The organism is Mesorhizobium sp. M0011, from assembly GCF_040324155.1.
Taxonomy (GTDB): Bacteria; Pseudomonadota; Alphaproteobacteria; order Rhizobiales; family Rhizobiaceae; genus Mesorhizobium.
The window spans coordinates 66,765-85,359 of record NZ_JAMYVQ010000014.1 but is presented as its reverse complement, the minus strand read 5'-3'; the positions used below and the strand labels follow the sequence as shown (position 1 = coordinate 85,359).

The following is an 18,595-nucleotide window of genomic DNA, read 5'->3' as shown; positions in this document are numbered from 1 at the left end:
CATGATGTCGACGCCCGGCCGCCTGTCCGCATTCCGCCGCACCGCGCTCGTCCTTGCGCTGGTGACCGGCACGATGCCGGCTTTTGCCCAGGAATCGGCCAACCAGTCGGCCACCCGGATCGCCAGCAATCAAGCTGTCGGCGAGGTGGTGCTTATTCCGAGCCGGGTTATCTATCCCGGCGAGACCATCAATCTGGCTGCCCTCAAACAGGTCACCCTTATCGTCGGCAAGCACAAGCCGGAGGCGGTCGCCACACGGGTCGAGGAACTGGATGGCAAGGTCGCCAAGCGCACGTTGCTGCCCGGCCGCTACATTCCCTCCACCGCCATCCGCGAGGCCTGGCTGGTCGAACAGGGTGCTTCCGTGCAGATCTTCTTCATCGCCGGCGGGCTGACGATCTCGGCCACCGCCGTGACGCTGCAGCCGGGAGCCGCGGGCGACCTCGTCAAGGTTCGCAACATCGACAGCGGCAAAGTCCTGTCCGGCACGGTGATGGCGGATGGAACCATCCAGGTCAGCGCTTCATGATGCGCGGGCTTACCCTGATACTGGCAGCCGTGCTTGGCCTGCAGCCGGCGCTGGCCGACGGCTTGACGCCGAAGGCCAAGCGTGAGCTCGCCGCCAAGAATGGCGGCGTCTACAACGATCCCGAATATGATCCGGCCACCACCAGCCGCATGTTCCGGGTGTCGACCGGGCCGAGTTCGCTGCCGCCCGGCCAGGTCGCCTCGCGCATCAAGGACATCGCCCAGTTGCAGAGTTCGCGCGACAATCAGCTCGTCGGCTACGGCCTGGTGATCGGCCTTGCCGGATCGGGCGACAGCCTGCGAAACTCGCCATTCACCGAACAGTCGATCCGCGCGATGCTCGAAAACCTCGGCATCGCCACCGAGGGCGGCAGCGCGCGCGCCAAGAATGTCGCCGCCGTCATCGTCACCGCCAACATGCCGCCATACGTGCAGTCGGGCGCCCGCATCGACATCGACGTCTCCTCGATGGGCGACGCGACCTCGCTTTCCGGCGGCACGCTGATCATGACGCCGCTGAAGGCAGCGGACGGCGAGATCTATGCCGTCGGCCAGGGCTCGGTCATCGTGTCCGGCTTTACCGCCCAGGGACAGGCCGAGCAACTGACGCAAGGCGTGCCGACCTCCGGCCGCGTGCCGAACGGCGCCATCGTCGAGCGTGCTGTCCAGGCCGAGTTCGACGATCAGGCGATCCTGACGCTGCAACTGCGCAATCCCGATTTCTCGACCGCTATCCGCATCGCGGACGCCATCAACGATTATACCGGCCAGCGCTTCGGCATGCGGGTGGCGGCAGAGCGCGATTCGCGCACCGTTCAGATCAGAAGGCCGAAGGGTGTCTCGGCGGCGCGCTTCTATGCCGAAATCGAGAATTTGGTGGTCGAATCCGACACGCCGGCCCGTGTCGTCATCGACGAGCGCACCGGCACCATCGTCATCGGCAATGACGTCAAGATCTCACGGGTCGCCATCAGCCACGGCACGCTCACCGTGCGCATCACCGAAGCGCCGCGCGTCGTCCAGCCCGAGCCCTTCTCCAAGGGCGAGACCGCCATCGAACCGTTCACCGCCATCGACGCCAGCCGGCCCGACGCCCGCGTTGCCGTGCTTGACGGACCCGATCTCCAAACCCTCGTTTCCGGCCTCAACCGCCTCGGGGTCAAGCCGGACGGCATCATCGCCATTTTGCAGGGCATCAAGTCGGCCGGGGCCCTGCAGGCCGACCTGGTTCTGCAATAGGCGATGCCGATGACACGCTCCTTCCCACGCCATGACGGCAGACACCGCAAAGCCGCGATCCTGCTTGCGACCGCTATTCTCGCGGCGCTGCCCTTTGCCGGCGACACCGCACGCGGCGAGGAGACGGTCCGCCAGGTTCTGCCGGGAGCACCGGTGGCAGCGCCGCCGCGGCAATTGACACGGGAAAAGGCGCCGGACCAAAGCGAGATCGAGCGCTTCTGCTCAAACATCGCCGACGCCGCCCGCGACCGCCGCTATGTCCTGCAGGCGGAGGAACTGAAGCAGCTCCAGGCCGGCATTGACGAGCGCATGAAAGCTCTCGATGCAAAGAAAGCCGAGTACGAGACCTGGCTGAAGCGGCGCGAGGTTTTCCTGGCCCGGGCCGAGGACGGCGTCGTCCAGATCTACGCCGGCATGAAACCCGACGCCGCCGCCGAGCGGCTGGCCATCGTCAACGCCGATCTGGCTGCGGCCATATTGATGAAGCTCGACACACGCAAGGCGAGCGTCATCCTCAACGAAATGGACCAGAAGGCGGCGGCGACGCTCACCGGCATTATGGCCAGCGCAGCCCGAAGGGTAGATCCGTCATGATCCGGAAAATGCTTGTCCTGTGCGCGGTCACCGTGCTGTCGGGTTGCGGAACCAACCTCAAGGAGGTCGGCCGGGAGCCGGCTCTGTCCCCTGTCGGCTCCGGCATCGATGGCGGCAGCACCGGCTCCCTCTATCGCTATCCGCAAACGCCGCCCGCGCCGGTCAAGAAATTCTCGTTGTGGGACGACCGCCAGAGCCGGCTGTTCACCGACCCGCGGGCGCTGTCCCAGGGCGACATCCTGACGGTCAAGATCAAGATCAACGATCGGGCCAACTTCAAGAACCAGAACGACAGGAGCCGCACCGCCAATCGCAAGCTCGGTTACGACCTCAGCGCGCAGTGGGACAAGTGGAGCACCGCCGGCAAGGGCGCTGGGGCTCTCAGCTCCACCACGGACACGACCGCCGACGGCGAGATCAAGCGCTCGGAGACGCTTGAGCTCAATGTCGCGGCGATCGTCACCGATGTGCTGCCCAACGGCAATCTGATGATCACCGGATCGCAGGAAGTGCGCGTCAACGCCGAGCTCAGGGTGCTGACGCTCGCCGGCATCGTGCGGCCGGCCGATATCGGCGCCGAAAACACCATCCCCTACGAACGTATCGCCGAGGCCCGCATCTCCTACGGCGGACGCGGTCGCATCACCGAGGTCCAGCAGCCTGCCTACGGCCAGCAGATTCTCGACCAGGTTCTTCCGTTCTAGGGTTGGGGAACAGAGCACAGTGGCAAATGTCGAACAGGTCCAGCCGCGCAAGGGTCCCTCCCTTGCCATTCAGGCCGGCATGCTGCTGGTTGTGACGGCGGCCGCCATCGGCATGGGCTGGATGTCCGGCGGTTATCTCAAAGGCGTCGATGCGCCGGCGTCTGTACCGGTCGCACCTGAGAACGAAGGCAAGATCATGCAGCCCGCCGCGGCCGAGCAGCCAGGCCTGGGCCCGATGCTTGTCGTGCTGGCGCCGATCACCACCAACATCGCTTCGCCTGCCGGCACCTGGATCAGGATGGAGGTGTCCATCGTCTATGACGCGCCGCAGCCACAGGCAATGTCGGATGACATCCACCAGGACCTTCTGGCCCTGGTGCGCACGTTGAAGATGCATCAGATCGAGGGCGCCAGCGGCTACCAGCACCTGAAGGCCGACCTCGAAGACCGCGCCGCGATCCGCAGCCAGGGTCACGCCAAACAGGTACTCATCAGGACATTGCTGCTCGAATGAGAAAACTCCTTCTCGCCACGGCCATGATCGCCGCCGCCACCTCCATCGCGGCGGCCCAGCAACTCGATCTCGGCGGCATCGGCAAGGCTGACGGCACCACCGTCGGCTACATCATCCAGATGTTCGGCCTGCTGACCGTTCTGTCGGTGGCGCCAGGCCTGCTGATCATGGTGACCAGCTTCACCCGTTTCGTCATCGCCTTCTCGATCCTGCGCGCCGGCATCGGCCTGCAGTCGACACCGGCAAACCTCATCCTGATTTCGCTGTCGCTGTTCATGACCTTCTATGTCATGGCGCCGACCTTCGATCAGGCCTGGAACACCGGCGTCAAGCCGCTGATGGACAACCAGATCACACAGACCGAAGCCTTCGACAAGATTTCGGACCCGTTCCGCACCTTCATGCTGCACAATGTGCGTGACAAGGATTTCGACCTCTTCGCCGACCTCGCCCGCGAGCGCGGCCAGACCGTTTCGCGTGACACCGTCGACCTGCGCATCCTGGTGCCGGCCTTCATGATCTCGGAGATCCGGCGCGGTTTCGAGATCGGCTTCCTGATCGTGCTGCCATTCCTGGTCATCGACCTGATCGTCGCCACGATCACCATGGCGATGGGCATGATGATGCTGCCGCCGACAGTGGTGTCGCTGCCGTTCAAGATCCTGTTCTTCGTCCTGATCGACGGCTGGAACCTGCTTGTCGGCAGCCTGGTGCGCTCCTTCAACTGATCCTGCCGCGCCGGCTCGAAATCCCAGCAATATATTTTCGATTAACCGTCCGGTTTAGCCCTTTGGTAGGGACTTGCCCGCATATTCGCTCGCAGATGGCGGGTGATCGATTTGAGAGATCATGGGCATGATGCCGCACCGTCATACCGGTAGAGCCGGTATGTAAAAAATACCTGTAAAATCAAGGTACGAGTACCATGTCCAGCATCATGACGAACAGCGCCGCATTGACGGCCCTGCAGAGCCTCAACGCCACCAGCAAATCCCTCACCGACACCCAGGCCCGCATCTCGACCGGCTACAAGGTCTCGCAGGCTTCGGACAACGCCGCCTACTGGTCGATCGCCACCACGATGCGCTCCGACAACCAGGCAATGTCCACCGTTTCGGACGCTCTCGGCCTCGGCGCCTCCAAGGTCGACACAGCCTATACCGGCATGAGTAGCGCGATCGATACCATCAACCAGATCAAGACCAAGCTGGTCGCGTCCTACGGCCAGACGGACGCCTCCAAGGAAAAGACCCAGGTCGAAATCGCCGCCCTTCAGAACCAGTTGAAGGCCTACGCCGATGGTGCCACCTTCTCCGGCACCAACATGCTTTCGGTGTCCACTGCGACAGGCACCGCGGCCGACGTGAAGATTGTTTCGGCCTTCAACCGCGACGCGACCGGCGCGGCTTCGATCTCGACGATCGATGTCAATGTGGAAAGCATCAAGCTGTACGATGCCGGCGCGGCACCAACCGCCAAGGGTATTCTCGACACGGCTCGCCTCGGCACCACGGGCGCTGCTGTTGCCACGGCCTCGGCACCGACGTTGGGCGCTGCCGCAGCGGCTACCGACACCTATTCGGTTGCCTCACTGACTATCTTCTCGGGTGGCACGGCCGCCAGCGATAGCCAGATCGCGCAGCAGATGAACGTCGTCGATGCCGCGCTCAAGGCCATGACCAACGCCGCCACCACGCTCGGCGCCGCCAAGAGCAGTATCGACCTGCAGAAGACCTTCACCTCGAACCTGATGGACTCCATCGATCGCGGTGTCGGCCAGCTCGTCGATGCCGACATGAACAAGGAATCGACCCGCCTCCAGGCCCTGCAGGTCCAGCAGCAGCTCGGCATCCAGGCGCTGTCGATCGCCAACGGTTCATCGCAGTCGATCCTGTCGCTCTTCCGCGGCTAATCGCCTTCGCCCAACCACAGTTCGCACTAAAAATTCGGGCCGCGCCAACAGCGCGGCCCGAATTGCGTTTTGCTCCAGCCCCACGCAACCCTCGATCCTTAACTCTCAAAAGCCAGCTTTTAACAGGCTGTTAACCATGCCGCGCTAGTTATGGTTAACCAATAGCTTACGACAGTTGGCGAATCGGTCCGACCGGCACGATGCCACCCGTTGAACTGGCCCATCCGACATGTCTGAGCATGTCGGCTTTTGAGAAGGAGCGACTTTCTTGGCGAGCATCATGACCAACGCTTCGGCGTTAACCGCACTTCAAAGCCTCAGCGCCACCAACAAGTCGCTCGAACAGACGCAGGCCCGCATATCGACCGGTTACCGGGTCTCGCAGGCCTCGGACAACGCCGCCTACTGGTCGATCGCCACCACGATGCGCTCCGACAACGCGGCCCTGTCGACCGTGCAGGATGCACTCGGCCTCGGCGCCTCGAAGGTCGACGCCGCTTACACCGGCATGAACAATGTGCTGACAACGATCGGGCAGATCAAGACCAAGGTGCTGTCCATGGTCGGCCAGACGGATGCCGCCAAGGCAAAAACCCAGACCGAGATCAAGGCGCTTCAGACGCAGATGAAGTCGTTCGCCGATGCGGCGACCTTCTCCGGCTCGAATTTCCTGGCGGTGACCTCCAAGCAGACTGCCGCCCCCAATGATGGCGTCCAGCCCGACTCGCAGATCGTGTCCTCATTCAATCGCTCCTCATCCGGCGCAGTGTCGATCGGAACGATCAACATCGATGTTGAGGGCACCAAGCTTTTCGACTACGGCCTCGCCGCCGAGGTGAAGAATTCCGGAACCCTCGATCGCAAAACCTCCATCTATTCCACGGGCGCCGCCCAGACCCTGTACGACAACGCCTATGCGGGCGTGATCGCGGGCGGAGGAACGGATATCGCCGCGAACACAGCCGGCCAGACGGCGGCGGGAGCGGTCGCCAAGGTCGACAATATTTCCGCCTACAACCTCGACATCACGGCCCCAGGGGTAACCGACGACATCATCACGCAGATGGTAACCAGGATGGACAAGGTCATGGCCCAGCTGACCGACTCCGCCACCATCCTCGGCTCGGCCAAGAGCAGCATCGACCTGCAGAAGACCTTCACCCAGAGCTTGATGGACTCCATCGACCGCGGCGTCGGCCAGCTCGTCGATGCCGACATGAACAAGGAATCGACCCGTCTCCAGGCCCTGCAGGTGCAGCAGCAGCTCGGCATCCAGGCGTTGTCGATCGCCAACGCCGCCTCGCAGTCGATCCTGTCTCTGTTCAAGAGCTGATCACGGGCGCCACCGGCGCCCACCTTCCCATCAGATAATCGGGCCGCGCCGCAAGCGCGGCCCGATTTCATTTTCGCACAAGCTTCGAAGACTAGAGTTCCAGCGGACAATCATGCTGGGAGTCGTTGAACCGTGCCGGAACAGATCCAGAGCATCATCTCGAATCTCCGCGGGTTTGGCGTGAAGCGCCTCGCCATGCTGGCGGGCATCGCCGTTCTGGTGATGGGCGTCATCGGCATCGCCTCGGTCTATCTCAACCGCCCCGCCTACGACACGCTCTATGTGGGACTAGACCGTGCCGACGTGAACCAGATCGGCCTGGTGCTGGGCGAAGCCGGTATCGGCTTCGATGTCGGCGCCGATGGAACCTCGGTTCTGGTGCCGGCCGGCACCACCGCTCAGGCCCGCATGCTGCTCGCCGAAAAGGGCCTGCCGACCAGCGCCAATGCCGGCTACGAACTGTTCGACAATGTCGGCTCGCTCGGCCTCACCTCCTTCATGCAGCAGATCACCCGCGTGCGCGCGCTGGAAGGCGAGATCGCCCGCACCATCCAGTCGATATCGGGCATCAAGGCTGCGCGGGTCCACATCGTCATGTCCGAACGCGCCAATTTTCGCCGCGACGAGCAGCAGCCCTCCGCTTCCGTGGTCATCCGCTACGCCGGCATCGACGCCGAGAAGAGCGCCATGTCGATCCGCCATCTCGTCGCCGCCGCCGTTCCCGGCCTGTCGGCAGACAAGGTGACTGTTCTCGATTCCAGCGGCAATCTGCTGGCTGCGGGCGACGACCCTTCCAACACCAGCGCCGCCCGCACGCTCGGCGTCGAGCAGACCGTCGAGGCGCAGATCGGAGACAACATCCGCCGTGCGCTGACGGCCTATCTCGGCCCCGACAATTTCCGCGCCAGCGTCAAGGCCGAGGTCAACACCGACACCCGCCAGACGGAAGAGACCATCTTCGATCCGAATTCCCGCGTCGAACGCTCGGTGCAGTCGGTGCGGGCCAACGAGAACAACAACCAGAAGCAGGCTTCCACTCCGGCCAGCGTCGAGCAGAACCTGCCCGAGACCCAGGCAACCGCCACCGATGGTCCGCAATCCTCCTCGCAAAACGACCGCAGGGAAGAGATCACCAACTACGAGATCAATTCCAAGAAGATCGCCACGGTCTCCAACGGTTACACCGTCACCAAGATGTCGATCGCCGTGGTCGTCAATCAGCAGCGGCTGACGGCCATCCTCGGCAAGGACGCCACGCCGGAGCAGATCGCCAAGCGCGTCGCCGAGATCCAGAAGATGGTCACGTCCGCCACCGGCCTGGACGAAAAGCGCGGCGACATCATCGACGTCTCGGCGGTCGAGTTCATCGATGGCCTGGATGGCGAGGCGATCCCGCAGGCGGGAATGCTCGATTCTATCGGCCAGCATGCCGGCACGATGATCAATGCCGGTGCCTTCATCGTCGTGGTGTTCCTGGTCGCCTTCTTCGGCCTGAGGCCGATGGCCGCGGCGCTGACGGCAAAGGCTACTCCGGCCCTGGCAGGTCCCAGCTTCGACGACGTCCAGCGCTCGCTGCCGACGCCGGAGGCAATGGCGGCCACCGACAGTGCCGCGATCGGGACCTTGCCAGGCACACGCCCAGGCCCCACGCCGCTCGACGATCTTCGCCAGAAGATCCGGCCGGCGCCGCAGGACAGGCTTGCCAGGATGGTCGATCTCAACGAGGAGCGCACCGCGCAGATCCTGCGCAAATGGGCTGCCCAGGAAGTGGCGGTGTAAACCATGCCCTCCGTAGCCCTCTTCGACCTTCTGCCCGATTTCGGGACGCGCGCGCAACGCGCCGGCCAGCCCCGGGCAGCAGTCGATCCCGACCACAAGCCCGAGACGCCGGCGCCACAAGCCGATATCGGCACGCTGATCGCCGAGGCGGTTGCCCAGGCGGAGGCAGCGCTGGAGGTCCGCCTGTCGGCTGCGCATGACGCCGCGCTCGAAGCCGAACGCCAGGCCAGTGCCGAGGAAGCAAGGATATTTCTCGAAAGCCTCGGCGACGATGTCGGCAAGGCTGTCTCGTTGCGCATCGATGCGATGGAGGCGCGCGTGACCGGACTTGTCGCCGCCACGGTCGCCCGCATCATCGGCGGCATCGTCAGCGACGATCTGCAGAAACGTTCGATCGATGCGTTGGCTGGCGCCGTTCGCGAAGCGGTTGGCGATGCCGAAGCGGTGCGCATCGTCGTGCGCGGCCCGCTCTCGATGTTCGAAACACTGAAGGCGTCGCTCGGACCCCGCGCCGCCAATCTCGATTTTGTCGAGGCGCCAGGCTTCGACCTGACCGTCGCCATCGACGAGGCGGTGTTCGAGACGCGCATGGCCGAATGGTCGACGACCCTCTCGGAGGTCCTGGCATGAGCGTCGCCGATGCCGATCACGGCCGCCACGAGATCATCATCGTGCGGCGCAGTCATGACGACCATGACGAAGCCCACCATGGCGGCGTCTGGAAGATCGCCTTCGCCGACTTCATGACGGCCATGATGTGCTTCTTCCTGGTCATGTGGCTGATCAACGCCGCCAACGAGCAGACCAAGGCAGCCGTCGCCAGCTACTTCAACCCGGTCAAGCTGGTCGACCGCAATTCGAGCCGCAAGGGCCTGGAGGATCTCGGTGACGGCCCGCGCGCGATGGGGCTGACGGCAGACGATCCGCAAGAGGCGACCAGCAAAGCCGGACAGAACGGCAATGCCGGCGCGGGCGCGTCGGACCGCAAGCAGGACAAGCAGGAGCCGCAGCAGCCGGAACGCACCGACGATCATCTCTTCGCCGACCCCTACGCGGTGCTTTCGGAAATCGCTACCGACACCGGCGTCATGCAGAATGTCAGCCAGAAAGGCGACGGCGGCGTGCAGGCTGCCGGACCGGCTACCGGCGCCTCCGGTGGCGCCTCCTACCGCGATCCCTTCGAGCCGGATTTCTGGTCGCAGCAGGTCGCGGCGCCCGGCGCCGAGGCCAGCGCCGAGCGCACCAAGATCGAGGGCGATCCGGCCAAGCCCGGCGACAAGACCGCCGAAACGCAAGTGCTCAAAGTCAAAGCCGTGCCGCCTGTCGCGGCACCGCTCGAGCCGCTGGCTAAGGACGCGACCGGCAAGCAGGCCGCGAACCCTGCCACGGCAATGGCCGGCGAGACCAAACCGGACGGCACCACGGTCGCGGGCGGAGCGAAAGCCGCGACGCAAAACGCCACCAAGCCTGACGTCGGCGAGAAGGCGCCAACCGCGGCTGCCGTCAAGGCAGCGGCCGACGTCAAGCGGCAACTGGCCGATGCCTTCAAGCCCGGCGACAAGCTGCACGACGGCGTCTCGGTCGAAGCCACCGACAAGGGGGTCGTCATCTCGATCACCGACCAGCTCGACTTCGGCATGTTCGAGGTCGGCTCGGCATTGCCGAGACGCGAACTGGTGCTGGCGATGGAGAAGATCGGCCGCATCGTCAACAGCCAGAAGGGCACCATCAGCATCAACGGCCACACCGACGCCCGGCCGTTCCGCGGCGACAGCTACGACAATTGGCGCCTGTCGACGGCGCGCGCGCATTCCGCCTACTACATGCTGGTGCGCGGCGGCGTCGACGAACGCCGCATCACCGAGGTCGCCGGCTTCGCCGACCGCCAGCCGAAAATAGCAGCCGATCCATTGGCGGCCGCGAACCGCCGCATCGAGATCCTGATGGCGACCGGCGGATGAAGCGAGCGACCGTCACCCGCCGGTTGATTGGCCTGTTGCTGCTGGCCGGCGGACACCCGTCGACCGGTTTCGCCCAGGATACGCTGCAGCCGTATCAGTTGGTGCGCTCGCTGCAACTCATCCAGGACCGCATAGCCGCCGGCGATCATGCCGCCCTGCCGATGCAAGCCAAGCTGCTGGAGATGGCAGATGCGCGCCTGCGGGCGGCGAATGCCGAGGACTACAAGGATCCCAAGAACTTTCGAGCTCTGCTTGTCTACGGCATGAGCGGCGGCAACCCGGTGACCGTCGAAGCGGCCACGTCGCGCGCTACGACGGACCCGCAAAGCCTTGCCATCGCCAAAGGCGTGATTGATTACCTCAACGGCCGGCCCGGCGAGGCTATCGAAGCCTTGAGGCCGATCGATCCCATGGCGCTGCCTCCGGATCTCGGCGCCTTCCTCGCCCTGGTCAAAGGCTCACTGCTTGCCGGCGATCAACCGGCGACCGCACTCCGTCTGCTCGACGAGGCAAGATTGCTCAGCCCCGGCACGCTGGTCGAGGAAGCGGCACTTCGCCGTTCGGTTGGCCTTGCAGTCGCGCAAGGCGACGCGGCACGCTTCGCCCTTGCTTCCACCCAATATGTCGAGCGCTATCTCTATTCGCCCTATGCCAGCCAGTTCGCCGACTCCTTCGTCTCCGGCGTCATCGCGCTGCACATGTCGATCAGCCAGGACAAGCTGGGCGACATCACCTCGATGATGGATCCCGAGCGCGAGAAGGTGATCTATCTGCGCATCGCCCGCCGGGCCGCGATAGACGGCCTGAACGACTTGTCGGCCTTCGCTTCGGCGCGGGCGGAACAGGGCCGCGACGGCAACACCAATCAGGACGATCCACGCGCCCTGCTCTATGCCAGCCTTTCCACCGTCACCTCGGGTACAATCGAGGACGTTCGCGCCAAGCTCGGCAAGATCGACCGCAGCCGGCTGTCGGAGGGCGACCGCGCTTTGCTCGACGCCGCGCAGGCCATTGCCGGCGAGGTCGTCGCGCCGCCCACCGCCCTTCCGGCGGAAAAGCCTGCCCCAGTTCCTGCCGCCGCGGCGCAGCCGGTGCCCGAGATCGCCACGGCGCAAGGCGCCGATGACAGTGGCCTGCCGCCGGTCGAAGGCGCCATCTCGGAGCAACCCGCCGTCACCGCGGCCTCCGGCGGACCAGCCGCCAATGCGCCGGACATGGCAGCAGCGGCATCCGCCGACCCTGCGACTGTCATGCCAGCGTCGGCACCGTCACCCGCAGCCGGTCCAGAGCCCGCCGATCCGACCGACGCCGCCATGACCAGAACACGTCGACAGCTCGACCTGATCGACCAGATGCTTGGAGCCGCCCCAAAATGACCACCAGCCTCGGCTCGGCCTTGCCAGGATTTGCCTCCACGCGCGCGACGTCGGAGCAGCCGGCCGCGAACGGCAGGAACGATGACGCCGGCTTCGGCGAGATGCTGCGCGACGATGCCGGTGCTGCCCGCCCGGAACGGCAGCCTTCGACAGAGGCGGGATCGCGCGACCAGCGCTGGAGCAAGCTCGCTGCCGGCCTTGCCGGGCATGACGCCAGGGCCGAACCAGCATCGGCCGAGCCCGGAAGGACCATCTCGGCCAAAGTGGCAAACGTGAAAACCGGCAAGGACGATTTGGAAGAAAACGCGAAGGCCGACGCTGAAGATACGGCGCCGGATGCCGGGCCGCTTCAGGACGACCTGCCGCTGCTGATTGCGTTTCATGACCTGCGGCATTTCGCGACAACGGCCAAGGCAGCCGGGGGCAATACGGCCACCGGCGAGAATCCGTCGGACCCGGCGCTCGATGGGCAGGCTTCACTGCCAAAGACCTACCGGCCAAAAGCCGCGGGCGGACGCGAAGCACTCGAAACCATGTCGAAGCCGGAGCAGGCGTCGATCGTCGACGGACCTTTGACGGCGTTTGACGGTCAGTCGCCGAGCGCTGCCTCCAGCGCGCCAAAACGCGACGCCGCAGCGGCGGCCCAGAAGCTGTCGGACGCACCGGCCGCCGATGTGCCCGGCGTGCGGTCGAAGCACACCGCGAATGCGATGAAGAGCATCGAGGATGTCCAGTCCTCGATGCGTCCAGAAGCGGGAAAACAGTCCCTGTCCACTGCGCGCATCAACGTGGTGTCGGAACGGAGTTTCCCCGCACCGCCGCAAAGTCCCATCAGCCAGGCAGCCCTCAATGTGATCAACGCCATAGCCGCCGACGCCGGGCCGCAAAAGGCGCTTTCAGCCTCACCCACGACCACCCATCTGGCCAGCTCTGTTGCCGTTCCGACACATGTGTTGAAGATCGAACTCCACCCCGCCGAACTCGGCATGGTGACGGCCAATCTTCGCCTCTCCGGGGAACAACTTTCGATTGAGCTGAAGCCTGAAACGCATGACGCTTATCGTCGGCTGTCGGCCGACAGCGAGGCCATCGTCAAGTCACTGCGGGGGCTCGGCTTTGAGGTTGACAAGGTCACGATACTGCAACCTTCGGTAGCAGCTCCCGCTACAACCCGGACGGATGCAACCGCTCCTATGGCGGGGGCGACAGGCCGCGATCCAGCATCCTTTCAACCGGGGAATTCGGGCAGCGGCAATGGTGGAGCCGGCGGCCAGCAACCGGGCCAGCAATCCTCAGGGAAACGCAACGATGACGCGCAGGACTACGGCCGCGGCACTTCGCCTGCTCGCGAGCGCGCTGGCGGCGATATCTTTATCTAGCGCGGCAAACGCCGCCGCAGCCGCGGCCAACCCCTGCGAGCCGGAGATCCTGCGCGCCGCCGATCGTTATGGCGTGCCCGCCGGCATCCTCTATGCCGTTGGCCTGACGGAGACCGGAAACAAGGGCAGCCTTCAACCCAATGCCTTGAATATAGAAGGAAAAGCAGTCTTTCCGAGGAGCCGGACCGAGGCCCTTGCCGCCTTCGCCAATGCCCGGCGCGAGGGCAAGACCCTGATCGATCTGGGCTGCATGCAGATCAATCACCACTATCACGCATCGCATTTTCGCAGCGTCGAGGACATGCTCGACCCACGCCAGAACGTCGACTATGCGGCGCGCTTCCTGGCCAGCCTTCATGCCCGTCACGAGACCTGGTCGATGGCCGTTGCCCGCTATCATGCCGGTCCCGACAACGACCCGGCGCAGAAGATCTATGTCTGCCGCGTCATTGCCAACATGGTCGCCACCGGCTTTGGAAAATGGACCGCGAACGCCCGCGGCTTCTGCAACCCGTAAGCGCATTTCCCGTTACTAATAGACCAACCGTACAACCCGAATTGTTGGTTTGACTTGATCATACCTTGCCGCCGAAAGCACATCTGGCCGCCCGCTAATGCAACCGGTACGATTCCAGACTCCCAAGAAACTAGCTACAAGAAATGACGGTTGTTCAGGATTCCCGCCAGCGGATACGCCTCTCTTCACGGGGCAAATGATTTGATTCGGAAGGCGGGGCCGATGATTGTGATCGTTGACGAGCGCGAGCTCGTAACAGAGGGATACAATTCACTTTTCGATCGTGAGGGCATCGCCTGTGCAGGCTTTGCGTCCGGCGAATTCGGTGAGTGGGTGAACTCGGCCGCGGACACCGATCTGCGCTCGGTCCGGGCCTTCCTCATCGGCGACTGCCGCGAAGGTTCCATCTCTCCCCGCCAGATCCGCGACCGCACCGGCGCTCCGGTCATTGCGCTCAGCGAACAGCATTCGCTGGAGAACACGCTGCGGTTGTTCGAGAGCGGCGTCGACGACGTCATTCGCAAGCCCGTCCATATCCGCGAGATTCTGGCCCGCATCACCGCCATCCGCCGCCGCGCCCAGGAAGACGTCGCCTACACCGAGATCGGCGCCATGCGCATCTTCATGGACGGCCGCGACCCCGAGATCGACGGTCAGCCCCTCCCCCTGCCGCGCCGCGAGCGCCGCATCCTCGAATATCTGGCGAGCAATCGGGGGCGCCGTGTCACCAAGACCCAGGTTTTCAATGCCATCTACGGCATCTTCGACGAAGAGGTCGAGGAGAACGTGGTGGAAAGCCACATCAGCAAACTGCGCAAGAAGCTGCGCGAGAAGCTGGGCACCGACCCGATCGATTCCAAGCGTTTCCTCGGCTACCGGCTCGTCTTCTGATGCAGCGCCGCGCCAGCCTCGCGCAAGAAAACATGCGTAGCCTCGTAGCCAGCAGCATGGACACAGCGGAGACGTTTCGATGAGCCTCTACGGAATGATGCGGACCGGCGTCTCCGGCATGAACGCCCAGGCAAACCGCCTATCGACGGTCGCCGACAACATCGCCAATTCCGACACCACCGGCTACAAGCGCTCCTCCGCCGAATTCTCGACGCTGGTCATGCCGTCGACCGGCGGTGCCTACAATTCCGGTGGCGTCACCACGACGATCCGCCAGGCGGTCAGCGATCCGGGTGTGCTTCAATACACGACCTCGGTTTCCGACCTTGCCGTCAGCGGCGATGGCTTCTTTGTCGTTCAGGATCCGAGCGGCACCCCCTACCTGACCCGGGCCGGCGCTTTCGTTCCCGACGGTCAAGGCAGACTGGTCAACTCGGCCGGCTTCCAGTTGATGGCGTACAGCTACGACAACGGCGTACCGGCAGCGACGGTCAATGGCTTCGAGGGGTTGGTCCCGGTTGTCATCTCAGACCAGGGAATGACTGCAACACCGAGCACTGAGGGCAGCTATGCCGGCAACCTGCCGGCCGGCGCGACCCCGATCGCCGCCGGCAATCTGCCCACCACCAATGCTGTCGGCGCGCAGTACACCTCAAAATCCTCCATGGTTGCCTACGACAATCTCGGCAACAAGAAGCTGCTCGACGTCTATTTCACCAACACCGGCGCCGGCACCTGGCAGGTCTCGGTCTTCGATCAGTCTCAGGCCACGGCCGGGACAGCATTCCCCTATACCGGTGGCGCGCTGGGCTCGGCCAACCTGACGTTCGACGCCACCACTGGCAAGCTCACCGGCGCCGTCGACAGCGTCTCCCTCACCGTGCCCAACGGCGCCGCCTTTTCGCTCGATCTGTCTGCGCTGACCCAGCTTGGCGCCGGCTTCACGGTTTCCGACGCCCAGGTCAACGGCAACGCGCCGAGCACTATCGACAAGGTCCAGATCAGCAAGGACGGCACCATCTACGCGCAGTACAAGGACGGCTCCACCAAGCCGCTCTACAAGATCCCGCTGGCTGACGTACAGAGCCCGGATCAGCTCAAGGCGCTGCCTGGCAACGTCTATTCGCAGGGCACCGAGTCCGGCGCGGTTCGTGTCGGCTTTGCCAATGAAGGCAAGCTCGGCTCCATCATCTCCGGCGCGCTCGAGAATTCCAACGTCGACATCGCCGAAGAACTGACCAACATGATCGCGGCACAGCGCAGCTACACCGCCAATTCGAAAGTCTTCCAGACCGGTTCCGATCTGATGGACGTCCTTGTCAACCTGAAGAGATAAGACGGGCGTCGCCCGCGAAAGACCCGCATGTCACTGTCTACCGCATTGAGTATCGCCCAGTCGGCGCTTATGAACACCGCGCGACAGACCAGCGTTGTCTCGCGCAACGTGGCCGACGCCCCCAACCCGGACTATTCACGCCGTCAGGCCGTCGTCACCAGCACGGCGCCGGGCGCGCGTTCGGTCGATATCCAGCGCGCAGCCAACGAGCTTTTGTTTCGCCAGAATCTCGGCGCGCTGTCGGCCTGGAGCGGGCAGAACGCGCTCTACAGCGGCATGGATCAGCTGGGCGTTGCGGTCAATGGCGTCGACAATGCGTCCTCGCCCTCGACCGCGATCGCCAACCTGCAGCAGGTGCTGCAGCTCTACGCCACCTCGCCGTCGAACCAGAACCTCGGCGCCTCGGTCATCGACGCCGCCAAGCAGGTCGTGCGCTCGCTCAATGAGGGCTCCAAGGCAGTCCAGGATTTCCGCACCCAGACCGACGGCCAGATCGCCACGGCCGTCGATGACCTGAACTCGCTGCTCGGCCAATTCCAGGATGCCAACACGGCGGTCATGTCCGGAACCCGTTCCGGCACCGACGTTTCCGATGCGCTCGACCAGCGCGACGCGCTTTTGAAGAAGATTTCGAACTATGTCCCGGTGTCGACCTTCACGCGAGGCGACAATGACATGGTCATCACCACCGGTGACGGCACGACTTTGTTCGAGACGATACCGCGCACGGTCACCTTCGCGGCGTCGGCAGGCTATACCGCGGGTGCCGCCGGCAATGCCGTTTACATCGACAACGTGCCGATCTCGGCGGGAGCCGGCGGCAACACCAGCGCCAGCGGCACGCTTGCCGGCCTGCTGCAATTGCGCGACGGCGTCGCCTCGACCATGCAGAGCCAGCTCGATGAGACCGCGCGTGGCCTGATCACCGCTTTTGCCGAGACCGCACCCTCGATGGCCAATGCCGCCGGCCTGTTCACCTGGTCGGGAGCGCCGGCCGTGCCGGCCGCCGGCACGCTGGTCACCGGCCTTGCCGCGTCCATCAGCGTCAATGCAGCGATGGACCCGAGCACCGGCGGCAACCCGACGCTGCTGCGCGACGGCGGCGCCAACGGTGCTGCCTATGTCGCCAACACGGGCGGCGGCGCGTCCTATTCCACCCTTCTGGTTGCCTATGGCGACCGGCTCGACCAGCCGATGACTTTCGACCCCGCCGCCGGCGTTTCGGCAACCTCCAGCGTATCCGACTACGCCGCCAGTTCGATCGGTTGGTTCGAGAGCGTGCGCCAGCAGGCTTCGACCGCCTCCGACGCCAAGGAAGCACTGGCATCGCGCAGCGCCGAGGCGCTGTCCAACGCGACCGGGGTCAATGTCGACCAGGAAATGTCGCTGCTGCTCGACCTCGAACACACCTACCAGGCATCAGCCCGGATGATGAAAACCGTCGACGACATGTTGACGGCCTTGCTCAACGCGGTGGGATAATTCCATGACTTCAGTCTCCTCGGCCGCAATCTCCAATGCCATGCGCTCCCAGCAGATGCGCATGCAGGCCGAACTCGTCAAAGCCACCAAAGAATCCTCGACGGGCCGGGTCGCTGACGTCGGCCTGGCTCTCGGTGGGCGCACCACCCAGGCCGTCACCTTCCAGCGCGATCTTGACCGGCTCAACGTCATCATCGATTCCAACGGCCTGGTCGGCGCCCGGCTTTCCTCGACGCAGACCTCGCTTGGTCAGCTCTCCACCGCCGCGCAGACCTTCCTGTCCGCCCTGACCACCGCTTCCTCGAGCGACTCGTCCAACAGCCTCACCCGGGACTCCGGCAAGGCGACCATCCAGCAGCTGACCTCGATCCTCAACACCAGCGTCAATGGTGAATATCTGTTTGCCGGCACCAACACAGACGTCAAGCCGATCAACGATTTCACCGCTGCCGGCTCTCCTGCCAAGGCTGCATTCGATACCGCTTTCCTCACCAATTTCGGTTTCACCCAGGACGACCCGGCAGCGGCCAACATCACGGCTGCCCAGATGGACGATTTCATCACCAATGATGTCGTGCCGCAGTTCACGGGCGCGGGTTGGCAAGGCAACTGGTCGAACGCCACCGACCAGCAGATCGTCAGCCGCATCGCACTCAACGAAACCACACCGACTTCGACCAGCGCCAACAGCGATGGCATTCAGAAACTCGCCATGGCGGCAGCCATGGTCAGCAGCCTGATGTCCAGCAACATCAGCCAGGCGGCGAAGAATACGGTTGTCAGCCGCTCGACCACATTGGTTGGCGAAGCGCTGAGCGGCATTGGCCAGCTTCAATCCGAGACCGGCATCGTCCAGAAGCGGGTTTCCGATGCCAACGATCGGATGAAAACGCAGGTCGACCTTTTCGAACGGCACATTCTCGATCTGGAAGCCGTCGATCCGGCGGCAGCCGCGACACGGGTCGCGGACCTGACACAGCACATCGAAACGTCTTTCGCGTTGACCGCACGCCTGCAGCAGCTCAGCCTGTTGAATTACCTGACCTGACA

General features: G+C 64.2%; 18 protein-coding genes. All 18 read left to right on the top strand.

The window, feature by feature from the left end:
- Position 1 precedes the first annotated feature (1 nt).
- The 18 genes from flgA to NKK51_RS17015 all read left to right on the top strand — a co-directional run bounded on the left by flgA (position 2) and on the right by NKK51_RS17015 (position 18,593).
- A complete protein-coding gene (flgA, locus tag NKK51_RS17100; RefSeq protein ID WP_352554036.1) occupies positions 2 to 529 on the top strand; it encodes a flagellar basal body P-ring formation chaperone FlgA in 528 nt (175 codons plus the stop codon).
- Positions 526 to 1,767: a flagellar basal body P-ring protein FlgI gene (locus NKK51_RS17095; RefSeq protein WP_023810004.1), complete on the top strand. Its 1,242-nt coding sequence runs from the start codon at positions 526 to 528 to the stop codon at positions 1,765 to 1,767. Before flgA ends, NKK51_RS17095 begins: the two co-directional genes overlap by 4 nt.
- A gap of 9 nt (positions 1,768 to 1,776) precedes the next feature.
- A complete protein-coding gene (locus tag NKK51_RS17090) occupies positions 1,777 to 2,361 on the top strand; it encodes a MotE family protein (RefSeq protein ID WP_502902470.1) in 585 nt (194 codons plus the stop codon).
- The gene (gene flgH / locus NKK51_RS17085) at positions 2,358 to 3,065 is read left to right on the top strand and encodes a flagellar basal body L-ring protein FlgH (RefSeq protein ID WP_127290408.1); all 708 of its coding nucleotides are present in this window, start codon (positions 2,358 to 2,360) and stop codon (positions 3,063 to 3,065) included. Before NKK51_RS17090 ends, flgH begins: the two co-directional genes overlap by 4 nt.
- 19 nt (positions 3,066 to 3,084) lie before the next feature.
- Positions 3,085 to 3,579 carry a flagellar basal body-associated FliL family protein gene (locus NKK51_RS17080; protein WP_352554034.1) on the top strand — a complete coding sequence of 165 codons (495 nt, stop codon included), beginning with the start codon at positions 3,085 to 3,087 and terminating at the stop codon, positions 3,577 to 3,579.
- The gene (gene fliP, locus NKK51_RS17075; RefSeq protein WP_128304917.1) at positions 3,576 to 4,307 is read left to right on the top strand and encodes a flagellar type III secretion system pore protein FliP; all 732 of its coding nucleotides are present in this window, start codon (positions 3,576 to 3,578) and stop codon (positions 4,305 to 4,307) included. The genes NKK51_RS17080 and fliP overlap by 4 nt, the downstream gene beginning before the upstream one ends.
- 197 nt (positions 4,308 to 4,504) lie before the next feature.
- Positions 4,505 to 5,491 (top strand): flagellin N-terminal helical domain-containing protein, encoded by a 987-nt coding sequence (locus tag NKK51_RS17070; RefSeq protein WP_027038247.1) that lies wholly within the window; start codon positions 4,505 to 4,507, stop codon positions 5,489 to 5,491.
- 268 nt (positions 5,492 to 5,759) lie between these two features.
- On the top strand, positions 5,760 to 6,824 hold the full coding sequence (locus NKK51_RS17065) for a flagellin N-terminal helical domain-containing protein (RefSeq protein WP_127290416.1): 1,065 nt from the start codon (positions 5,760 to 5,762) through the stop codon (positions 6,822 to 6,824).
- A 132-nt stretch (positions 6,825 to 6,956) separates the two neighbouring features.
- Positions 6,957 to 8,603, top strand: a complete 1,647-nt coding sequence (gene fliF, locus NKK51_RS17060; protein ID WP_023810010.1) for a flagellar basal-body MS-ring/collar protein FliF — start codon at positions 6,957 to 6,959, stop codon at positions 8,601 to 8,603.
- Between the two features lie 3 nt (positions 8,604 to 8,606).
- Entirely contained in the window at positions 8,607 to 9,233 is a 627-nt protein-coding gene (locus NKK51_RS17055) for a hypothetical protein (protein ID WP_023810011.1), read from the top strand.
- Positions 9,230 to 10,564, top strand: coding sequence for a MotB family protein (locus NKK51_RS17050; protein ID WP_352554033.1), 1,335 nt, complete (start codon positions 9,230 to 9,232; stop codon positions 10,562 to 10,564). Before NKK51_RS17055 ends, NKK51_RS17050 begins: the two co-directional genes overlap by 4 nt.
- Entirely contained in the window at positions 10,561 to 11,940 is a 1,380-nt protein-coding gene (locus NKK51_RS17045) for a MotC family chemotaxis protein (protein WP_352554032.1), read from the top strand. The genes NKK51_RS17050 and NKK51_RS17045 overlap by 4 nt, the downstream gene beginning before the upstream one ends.
- Before the next feature lie 272 nt (positions 11,941 to 12,212).
- The gene (gene fliK / locus NKK51_RS17040; protein WP_352554031.1) at positions 12,213 to 13,319 is read left to right on the top strand and encodes a flagellar hook-length control protein FliK; all 1,107 of its coding nucleotides are present in this window, start codon (positions 12,213 to 12,215) and stop codon (positions 13,317 to 13,319) included.
- Entirely contained in the window at positions 13,249 to 13,836 is a 588-nt protein-coding gene (locus NKK51_RS17035) for a transglycosylase SLT domain-containing protein (RefSeq protein WP_050592657.1), read from the top strand. The genes fliK and NKK51_RS17035 overlap by 71 nt, the downstream gene beginning before the upstream one ends.
- A gap of 222 nt (positions 13,837 to 14,058) precedes the next feature.
- Entirely contained in the window at positions 14,059 to 14,727 is a 669-nt protein-coding gene (locus NKK51_RS17030; protein WP_013529780.1) for a response regulator transcription factor, read from the top strand.
- Between the two features lie 79 nt (positions 14,728 to 14,806).
- On the top strand, positions 14,807 to 16,063 hold the full coding sequence (locus NKK51_RS17025; RefSeq protein WP_023810015.1) for a flagellar hook protein FlgE: 1,257 nt from the start codon (positions 14,807 to 14,809) through the stop codon (positions 16,061 to 16,063).
- A gap of 27 nt (positions 16,064 to 16,090) precedes the next feature.
- Positions 16,091 to 17,545 carry a flagellar hook-associated protein FlgK gene (gene flgK / locus NKK51_RS17020; RefSeq protein ID WP_352554030.1) on the top strand — a complete coding sequence of 485 codons (1,455 nt, stop codon included), beginning with the start codon at positions 16,091 to 16,093 and terminating at the stop codon, positions 17,543 to 17,545.
- Positions 17,546 to 17,549: 4 nt separating this feature from the next.
- Positions 17,550 to 18,593, top strand: coding sequence for a flagellar hook-associated family protein (locus NKK51_RS17015; RefSeq protein WP_023810017.1), 1,044 nt, complete (start codon positions 17,550 to 17,552; stop codon positions 18,591 to 18,593).
- Positions 18,594 to 18,595: the final 2 nt, after the last annotated feature.